Here is an 8,122-nt window from a genome sequence, read left to right on the forward strand (position 1 = left end):
GGCCCCGCCTCGAACGACAGCGTGCCCGCCCCTCCGAGGAGGGACGGGCACGCCGGGCAACGGACTGCTACGCCATCAGGTCGGGCGTCGCCGGGCCGGCCGTGGCCGCTCCCGACGTCGCGCCGGCGCTGATCGAGATCAACCGCGGCGTCGTCGTGAAGACGAAGGCGCCCTCGGCGAAGTCCACGTGGATGTGGTCTCCGGCGCCGAGCTCGCCGTGCAGGATCCGCTCGGACAGCTGGTCCTCGATCTCTCGCTGGATCGCGCGACGCAGCGGGCGTGCTCCGAGCGCCGGGTCGAACCCGACCTCGATGAGGCGCTCCTTCGCCGACTGCGTCAGCTCGACGGTCATGTCGCGATCGAGCAGACGGTCGCCCAGGCGCTTGATGAACAGGTCGACGATCTGGAGCAGCTCCGGCTTCGACAGCTGCGGGAAGACGATGACGTCGTCCACGCGGTTGAGGAACTCGGGCTTGAAGTGCTTCTTCAGCTCCTCGTTGACCTTGCCCTTCATGCGGTCGTAACCGGTGGCGTTGTCGCCCTCGATCTGGAACCCGACGGGGCCACCGGCGATGTCACGCGCACCGAGGTTGGTGGTCATGATGATGACGGTGTTCTTGAAGTCGACGACGCGCCCCTGGCCGTCGGTCAGACGACCCTCCTCGAGGATCTGGAGGAGCGAGTTGAAGATGTCCGGGTGGGCCTTCTCGATCTCGTCGAAGAGGACCACGCTGAACGGCTTGCGGCGCACCTTCTCGGTGAGCTGTCCGCCCTCCTCGAAGCCGACGAACCCGGGAGGGGCACCGAACAGCCGCGAGACCGTGTGCTTCTCGCCGTACTCCGACATGTCGAGCGAGATCATCGCGTTCTCGTCGTCGAAGAGGAACTCGGCGAGCGCCTTGGCCAGCTCGGTCTTGCCGACGCCCGTGGGGCCGGCGAAGATGAACGAGCCGGAGGGGCGCTTGGGGTCCTTGAGGCCCGCGCGGGTCCGGCGGATGGTGCGCGAGAGGGCCGCGATGGCCTCCTCCTGGCCGATGACGCGCTGATGAAGCGCCTTCTCCATGAAGACGAGCCGCGACGACTCCTCCTCGGTGAGCTTGAAGACCGGGATGCCGGTCGCCTGGGCGAGGACCTCGGCGATCAGGCCCTCGTCGACCACGCCGGTGGCCTTGACGTCTCCGGACTTCCACTGCTTCTCGAGGCGCAGGCGCTCACCGAGCAGCTGCTTCTCCTCGTCGCGGAGGGAGGCGGCCTTCTCGAAGTCCTGGTCCTCGATCGCGGCCTCCTTCGCTGCACGGACGACGGCGATGCGGTCGTCGAAGTCGCGGAGCTCCGGGGGCGCCGAGAGGATCGAGAGGCGCAGACGCGCGCCGGCCTCGTCGATCAGGTCGATCGCCTTGTCGGGGAGGAAGCGGTCGCTGATGTAGCGGTCGGCGAGGTTGGCCGCCGAGACGATCGCGCCGTCGGTGATGGACACCTTGTGGTGCGCCTCGTAGCGGTCGCGCAGCCCCTTGAGGATGTTGATCGTGTGGGGCAGCGACGGCTCCGCGACCTGGATCGGCTGGAAGCGGCGCTCGAGTGCGGCGTCCTTCTCGAAGTGCTTGCGGTACTCGTCGAGGGTCGTCGCACCGATGGTCTGGAGCTCGCCGCGGGCGAGCAGCGGCTTGAGGATCGACGCGGCGTCGATGGCGCCCTCCGCGGCCCCTGCGCCGACGAGGGTGTGGATCTCGTCGATGAAGGTGATGATGTCGCCGCGGGTGCGGATCTCCTTCGTCACCTTCTTCAGGCGCTCCTCGAAGTCTCCGCGGTAGCGCGAGCCGGCGATGAGCGACCCGAGGTCGAGCGTGTAGAGCTGCTTGTCCTTCAACGTCTCGGGCACGTCGCCGCGCACGATCGCCTGGGCGAGACCCTCGACGACGGCGGTCTTGCCGACGCCGGGCTCGCCGATCAGGACGGGGTTGTTCTTGGAGCGGCGGGAGAGGATCTGCATGACCCGCTCGATCTCCTTCTCGCGCCCGATGACCGGGTCGAGCTTGTTGTCGCGCGCCGCCTGCGTGAGGTTGCGTCCGAACTGGTCGAGGATCTGCGATCCCCCCTGAGGCTGCTGCTGCTCACCGCCCACCGCGACCTGCTCCTTGCCCTGGTAGCCGGAGAGCAGCTGGATGACCTGCTGGCGCACGCGGTTCAGGTCGGCGCCGAGCTTGACCAGCACCTGGGCCGCGACACCCTCGCCCTCGCGGATGAGGCCGAGCAGGATGTGCTCGGTCCCGATGTAGTTGTGGCCGAGCTGCAGCGCTTCGCGCAGGGACAGCTCGAGGACCTTCTTCGCCCGGGGCGTGAAGGGGATGTGGCCGGTCGGCTGCTGCTGCCCCTGGCCGATGATGTCCTGCACCTGCTCGCGGACGGCGTCGAGCGAGATGCCGAGGGACTCGAGCGCCTTGGCGGCTACTCCCTCGCCCTCGTGGATCAGACCGAGCAGGATGTGCTCCGTGCCGATGTAGTTGTGATTGAGCATCTTGGCCTCTTCCTGGGCCAGGACGACGACGCGCCGCGCGCGATCGGTGAATCTCTCGAACATGCTGTCACTCCCTACAGAACCCGCAGGGGTGGGCTCCGATACGACGACTGTAACCAGCGGTCACCCCGCTGCGGAGGCCTGTTCGCCCTGGGCGTGAGAGGGGATCGGACGAAGGCCGTCCGATGGTCGGGACCGTCGGGAGACGACTGGTGTGCGGAGCCAGGAGAGTCGGGGTCACGGACCCGCCGTCTCGTCGCCGCAGGCCGGAGCGGCTCCCGAGCCGGCCTGCGGCGTCCCCTGACCCGCCCCGACTTCATGCGAAGGCATACACTTCGCGCATGAGCAACCTGGAGGAGCACCCGGACGAGCTTCCCGTGACAGACGAGCCGCGTCCGCGCCCCCGGGGCGGCGTCGAGGTCCTGGAGGCGCGCCTCGTGCCGCTCGGCGGGCCACGCGCGCTCGAGGTGCGCCGCACTCTCCCTCAGCGCTCGCGCTCGACCATCGGGGCGTGGTGCTTCGTCGACCACTACGGTCCGGTCCGGGTCGACGAGGGGGCGCGGATGGACGTCCCTCCGCACCCGCACATCGGCCTGCAGACGGTGAGCTGGCTGTTCGAGGGAGAGATCGAGCACCGCGACAGCGTCGGCAGCCGGGCGCTGGTGCAGCCCGGCGAGCTGAACCTGATGACCGCCGGGCGCGGGATTTCGCACTCAGAGGTCTCGACCGGCTCGGTGCCGGTGCTGCACGGTGTGCAGCTGTGGGTCGCGCTGCCCGAGGAGGCGCGCCGTGCCGATCCGATCTTCGAGCATCACAGCGGGGTGCCGGTGCAGCTGCCCGGCGCGCTCGTGCGGGTGTTCGTCGGCGGCATGCTCGGCGCAGCCGTGCCCGCGAGCGTCTTCACTCCGCTGGTCGCCGCCCAGATCGACCTCGAGCCCGGAGCCCGGGTGGAGCTGCCGGTCGAAGCGGGGTGGGAGTACGGCGTGCTCGTCGACGCTGGGCCGGTGGACGTCGAGGGGCATCCTGTCGATCGTTTCGCGCTCGCCTTCCTCGCTCCGGGGAGGGAGCACATGGTGCTGACCGCGGGACCGGAGGGTGGACGCGTCGTGCTGCTGGGAGGTGAGCCGTTCGCCGAGGACCTGGTGATGTGGTGGAACTTCATCGGCCGCAGCCACGACGAGATCGAGGCAGCACGCGACCGGTGGCAGTCGGAGGTGATCGCGGGCGACGACGCGTCCGGACGATTCGGGACGGTCGTCGGCTACGACGGGCGCCCGCTGCCCGCTCCCGTGCTGCCGACCGTGCGCCTGCGCCCGCGCGGTCGCGGCTGACTCGCCTCCTCGGGGCTGACCGCGGCGAGTGCACAGAGGTCGCGGTGGTCGCGATCGACTGCCGCGACGTCTGAAGGCAGCGAGGCGGACGCACACAGGAGGGACCTCAGGCGGGGTCCTTCTCGGCAGCCGCAGCGGCGGCTCGATCGGTCGCTTCGGCCGTCTCGCGGAAGGCGCGACGCGGATCCTGGAGAGCGCTCATCGGCGAGAGGTCGCGCGGAGCGATAGCGTCGGCGAGCCAGCCCGTGATGACCCGCCACTTGCGGTCCAGGGTCGGCATCGCCGCTCCGTGGTAGGCGCGATGCGCGAGCCAGGCCGGGACCCCGCGCAGCTTCACGCCCTTGATCAGGCCGGCACCCTTGCCGATGCCGTACTCGGCGACCGTGCCGACGGAGGCGTGGCGGTACTCCTCCACCGTCCCGCCCGTGAGATCGGCGACGATGTTGCGCGCGAGCAGCTTGGCCTGCCGAACGGCGTTCTGAGCGTTCGGCGGGTAGTAGGCGGGCTGCCGGGCGGCGGTGAGGTCCGGCACCTGCGCACCGTCGCCCGCCGCCCACGCGCCGCCGACCGGCTCGCCGTCGTCGCCGACGACCCGGAGGCGAGCATCCGCCGTCACGTGGCCCTTCGGCCCGCGCGGCGCGTCGGTCTCGTCGAGGATCGGATTGGGCTTGACGCCGGCGGTCCAGACGATGGTGGCCGAGGGAATGCGCTCACCGGAGGAGAGCTCGACGACGCCGCCCTCGCACGAGGGCATCGTCGTCTCAGGTGCACGTGCACGCCGCGGGAGCGGAGGTGGTCGAGGGTCCACCTCGAGAGCTCGTGGCCGACCTCGGGCGCCACGCGGTCGAGAGCCTCGAGAGGTGCCAGGTGACATCTCCCATTGAGAGCGAGGACTGGGCCGCGAGGGTGCGCCGGCTGAGGTCGAGCAGCTCGCTCAACGCCTCGACTCCCGTGTAGCCGCCGCCGACGAAGACGAAGGTGAGCAGGCGGCGGCGTTCGGCGGAATCGCTGGTGAGCGCTGCCTTCGCAATGGTCTCGATGACGCGGTCGCGCAGGTGCGCCGCCTCCTCCACCGTCTTGAAGCCGATCCCGTGCTCGGCGAGCCCCGGAGTCGGGAAGGTGCGGGTGACGGCTCCGAGCGCGAAGACGACCTGGTCGAACCCGATCGTGCGAGTAGAGCCGTCCATCGCGGCGACCGTCGCGGTGCGTTCGGCGAGGCTCACTCCCGCGACGGATCCGCGGATGACCCGCGTGCGCTTCAGCGCCGAGACGAGCGGCACCGTCACGTGCCGCGGCTGGACGTGGCCGCCGGCGACCTCCGGGAGAAGCGGCTGGTAGGTCATGTAGGGGTTCGGCTCGACGAGGGTGACCTCCATCGGCGCCTCCCCCCGTCTCTTCTCGAGCCCCCAGGCGGTGTAGAGGCCGACGTAGCCGCCGCCGAGGATGAGGATGCGCGTCGCACGGGATGCCGTCATGTCCGTTCCCTTCTCGGACCCGGAGCCGCGCGGGCGGGACCGGGTGGTTCTGAGGACGGTCCGACGCTACGCGCGGCTCCGGCGTGCGACCAGGCCCTTGCGGGCCGCGGCCGAGGGCGCAAGCAGCACGGTCGGAGGAAAGGCCGGCGAGGCTGCTCAGCCTGCTTCGAGGGTGCCCGGATGCAGCCGGCGCCGGTACTCGGTGGGCGAGAGGCCGGTCTCGGCGGCGATCGCCCTCCGGAGCCGATCGGACGAGGAGAAGCCCGCACTGCGGGCGATGTCGGCGAGGGGGACCTCGGCGCCGGCAGCGGCGACCAGACGAAGCGCGTTCTGGGTGCGCACGGTCGCGATGAGATCGCGCAGCGTCGTCTGGCGCTCTTCGGCCATCGCCCGCTGGAGCGAGCGGAGGCTGACCCGGCAGCGGTCGGCGACGGCACCGGGGTCGAGCAGCGGGTCGGCGTAGTCGGCGAGGATCACCTGCACCGCCGCCTCGACCATGTCACGGATGCCGACCCGCGTGAGGCCGTCCTCCTCTCGCTCGGCCCCGAGCAGCCGGCCGAGGCGGAGCACCGTGCCCTGCAGGTACTCGGACTGCACAGGATGCTCGATGTCGAGATCGGCGAGGAACGCGCGGAGGACGGTGCGGGCGGTGGCGATGACCGAGGACGGCGGGAGGCGGCGCGAGATCTCGACGCGGTGCATCCGGTCTCCTCCGGAGGCGTCGATGCAGAGCAGGAGGAAGCGTGAGGGTCGTACCGACCGGACCACGACGGCCTCGTCGGCGGCGAGCGCCAACCCGCCGTCGGAGACGGTGAAGCAGCCTCGCGACGACTCGAGCGCGAGCGCCCCCTCCATCGGCAGGAGGAACACCGAGGAGTCGCCCGTGCACTCACCGGGCCAGCGCACGGCGAAGTCGGAGCTGACGACGTGCATCACCCGGACCCGGTCGGTCGAGCCGATCAGCAGGTCCATCCGGAAGCCGAGGGGGAGGTCGACGGAGAGATCGACCGTGCGGCGGACCGCCGCCAGACCGTTCGTCCCGCGCAGGCGGACCGAGCGCAGCCCGGCGATCAACGGAACGCTCACAGGATTGAGAAGGGTCGGGCGTAGGACCACGATGACGACTCCGTTCGAGACGCGGAGCGTCACGCCCCGTGGGCCGAGCTACAAGACGTGAGACATACTCGTAGGCACCTCGTTAGGGGGACAGCTACCGCAGGGGACGGCTACTGCAGCGCCGAGGTGAGCCGCGCCAGGTTGTCGAGCAGTGTCGAGCGGAATGGCTGCTGCCGCCACTCGCGCAGAGTCAGCTCACGGGAGTGCTCGCGGTAGTCCTGCTGCACCTGTCGCAGATCCTCGACGAACTCGGCCCCCCGCACCATCAGCGAGACCTCGAGATTGAGGGTGAACGAGCGCATGTCCATGTTGCTCGACCCGATCACGGCGACGTCGTCGTCGATCGTGAAGTGCTTCGCGTGCAGGATGGTGGGCGTGCGGTACATCCAGATCCGCACACCCGCCGTGAGCAGCGTCTCGTAGTACGAGCGCTGCGCGTGGTACACCACGGCCTGGTCGCCGATCTCGGAGACGAACAGCTCCACGTGCACCCCCCGCCGGGTCGCCGTCGTGATCGCGTAGAGCATCGCCTCATCCGGCACGAAATAGGGGCTCGTGATGATGATGGACTTCTGCGCGGAGTAGAGGAGCGTCAGAAACAGCCGCAGATTGTTCTCGCCGTCGAACCCGGGGCCGCTCGGCACGACCTGGCAGTCGATGGTGTCGCGCTGCTGCAACGCCTCCATCGGCTCCGATTCGCGCAGGAGCAGCTCGTCGGTCTCGCTGTACCAGTCGGTGATGAAGATGGCGTTGATGCCCTGCACGACGGGGCCCTCGAGGCGCACCATCAGGTCGTGCCAGTGCAAGCCGCGCCGGATGTTGCCGCGCTTGTTGTAGCTGGAGTCGACGACGTTCTGGGAGCCCATGAAGGCGGTGTTGCCGTCGACGATGAGCAGCTTGCGGTGATTGCGCAGATCGGGCCGCTGGTACTGGCCCCGCCAGGGCCGCACGGGCAGCATGTACGACCAGGACGCTCCGGCCTCCTCGAGCGCGCGGAGGCGACGGTGGGTGCCGTGGTAGTAACCCGGCACCCGGATCGACGCGATGTGGTCGAGGAGGATGCGCACCGTCACTCCCCGGCTGACGGCGCGGTCGAGAGCGTCGAAGAAGGGGGCCGTCGTCGTGTCGGCGGCAAGGATGTAGAACTCGCAGTGCACGTAACGCCGAGCGCGGTCGATCTCGGCGGCCATCGCATGGATCGTCTGCTCGTAGTCGCCCTGGAGACGTGCGTCGTTGCCTCCGACGAGCGGCATCGCGCCGAGGTTGCGGTTGAGGGTGACGACCGACTCCAGCCACTGCGGCCAGGAGTGCTCGCGGGCCACCCGCTCGACTCCATCGGTCGAGTCGAGAATGAAGCGGTTGATCTCCTGCTGCTTGCGACGGCGCTTGCGCGGCAGCCGGTTGCTCCCGATGAAGAGGAACAGGAGGATACCGACGTAGGGGATGAGGAAGATCGCCATCAGCCAGGCCAGGCCGGTGGTCGGTCGGCGGTTGCGCGGAACCACGATCACAGCGACGACGCGGATCACGAGCTCGACGACGACAGCCGCGATGGGCAGGATCACCGACCAGTCGGGCACCGCGCCTCCTCGTGCGTCGTGCGGGGCAGGCCGCCGCTCGAGCGGCCCTCCCTCGGGGCGGCGGTGGTCAGGAGGCGTCGCGCGGCGGCAGGCCGCGGCGCGCTC

The 8,122-nt window shown here is 69.9% G+C and carries 6 protein-coding genes; 1 reads left to right on the forward strand and 5 read right to left on the reverse strand.

Annotated features, from left to right (window positions below):
- Window positions 1–67: 67 nt before the first annotated feature.
- A complete protein-coding gene (locus tag ACH61_RS02395) occupies window positions 68–2,578 on the reverse strand; it encodes an ATP-dependent Clp protease ATP-binding subunit (RefSeq protein ID WP_068208112.1) in 2,511 nt (836 codons plus the stop codon).
- Between the two features lie 278 nt (window positions 2,579–2,856).
- On the opposite strand from ACH61_RS02395, the gene ACH61_RS02400 reads away from it, so the two are divergent.
- Window positions 2,857–3,846, forward strand: a complete 990-nt coding sequence (locus tag ACH61_RS02400) for a pirin family protein (RefSeq protein ID WP_068208114.1) — start codon at window positions 2,857–2,859, stop codon at window positions 3,844–3,846.
- Between the two features lie 106 nt (window positions 3,847–3,952).
- On the opposite strand, the gene ACH61_RS18090 is transcribed toward ACH61_RS02400, so the two are convergent.
- The 4 genes from ACH61_RS18090 to cls all read right to left on the reverse strand — a co-directional run bounded on the left by ACH61_RS18090 (window position 3,953) and on the right by cls (window position 8,017).
- The gene (locus tag ACH61_RS18090; protein WP_236713509.1) at window positions 3,953–4,600 is read right to left on the reverse strand and encodes an NAD(P)/FAD-dependent oxidoreductase; all 648 of its coding nucleotides are present in this window, start codon (window positions 4,598–4,600) and stop codon (window positions 3,953–3,955) included.
- A gap of 7 nt (window positions 4,601–4,607) precedes the next feature.
- On the reverse strand, window positions 4,608–5,321 hold the full coding sequence (locus ACH61_RS18095) for an NAD(P)/FAD-dependent oxidoreductase (protein ID WP_236713510.1): 714 nt from the start codon (window positions 5,319–5,321) through the stop codon (window positions 4,608–4,610).
- Window positions 5,322–5,477: 156 nt separating this feature from the next.
- Entirely contained in the window at window positions 5,478–6,470 is a 993-nt protein-coding gene (locus tag ACH61_RS02410) for an AraC family transcriptional regulator (protein WP_068208126.1), read from the reverse strand.
- 77 nt (window positions 6,471–6,547) lie between these two features.
- Entirely contained in the window at window positions 6,548–8,017 is a 1,470-nt protein-coding gene (cls, locus tag ACH61_RS02415; protein WP_068208138.1) for a cardiolipin synthase, read from the reverse strand.
- Window positions 8,018–8,122: the final 105 nt, after the last annotated feature.

It is taken from the genome of Rathayibacter tanaceti, assembly GCF_001634385.1.
GTDB lineage: Bacteria > Actinomycetota > Actinomycetes > Actinomycetales > Microbacteriaceae > Rathayibacter > Rathayibacter tanaceti.

Excerpts from the sequence above, each read along its gene's own strand:
- ACH61_RS02395 (WP_068208112.1), bottom strand. The coding sequence starts at position 2,578 with ATGTTCGAGAGATTCACCGATCGCGCGCGGCGCGTCGTCGTCCTGGCC.
- ACH61_RS02400 (WP_068208114.1), top strand. The coding sequence starts at position 2,857 with ATGAGCAACCTGGAGGAGCACCCGGACGAGCTTCCCGTGACAGACGAG.
- ACH61_RS18090 (WP_236713509.1), bottom strand. The coding sequence starts at position 4,600 with ATGCCCTCGTGCGAGGGCGGCGTCGTCGAGCTCTCCTCCGGTGAGCGC.
- ACH61_RS18095 (WP_236713510.1), bottom strand. The coding sequence starts at position 5,321 with ATGACGGCATCCCGTGCGACGCGCATCCTCATCCTCGGCGGCGGCTAC.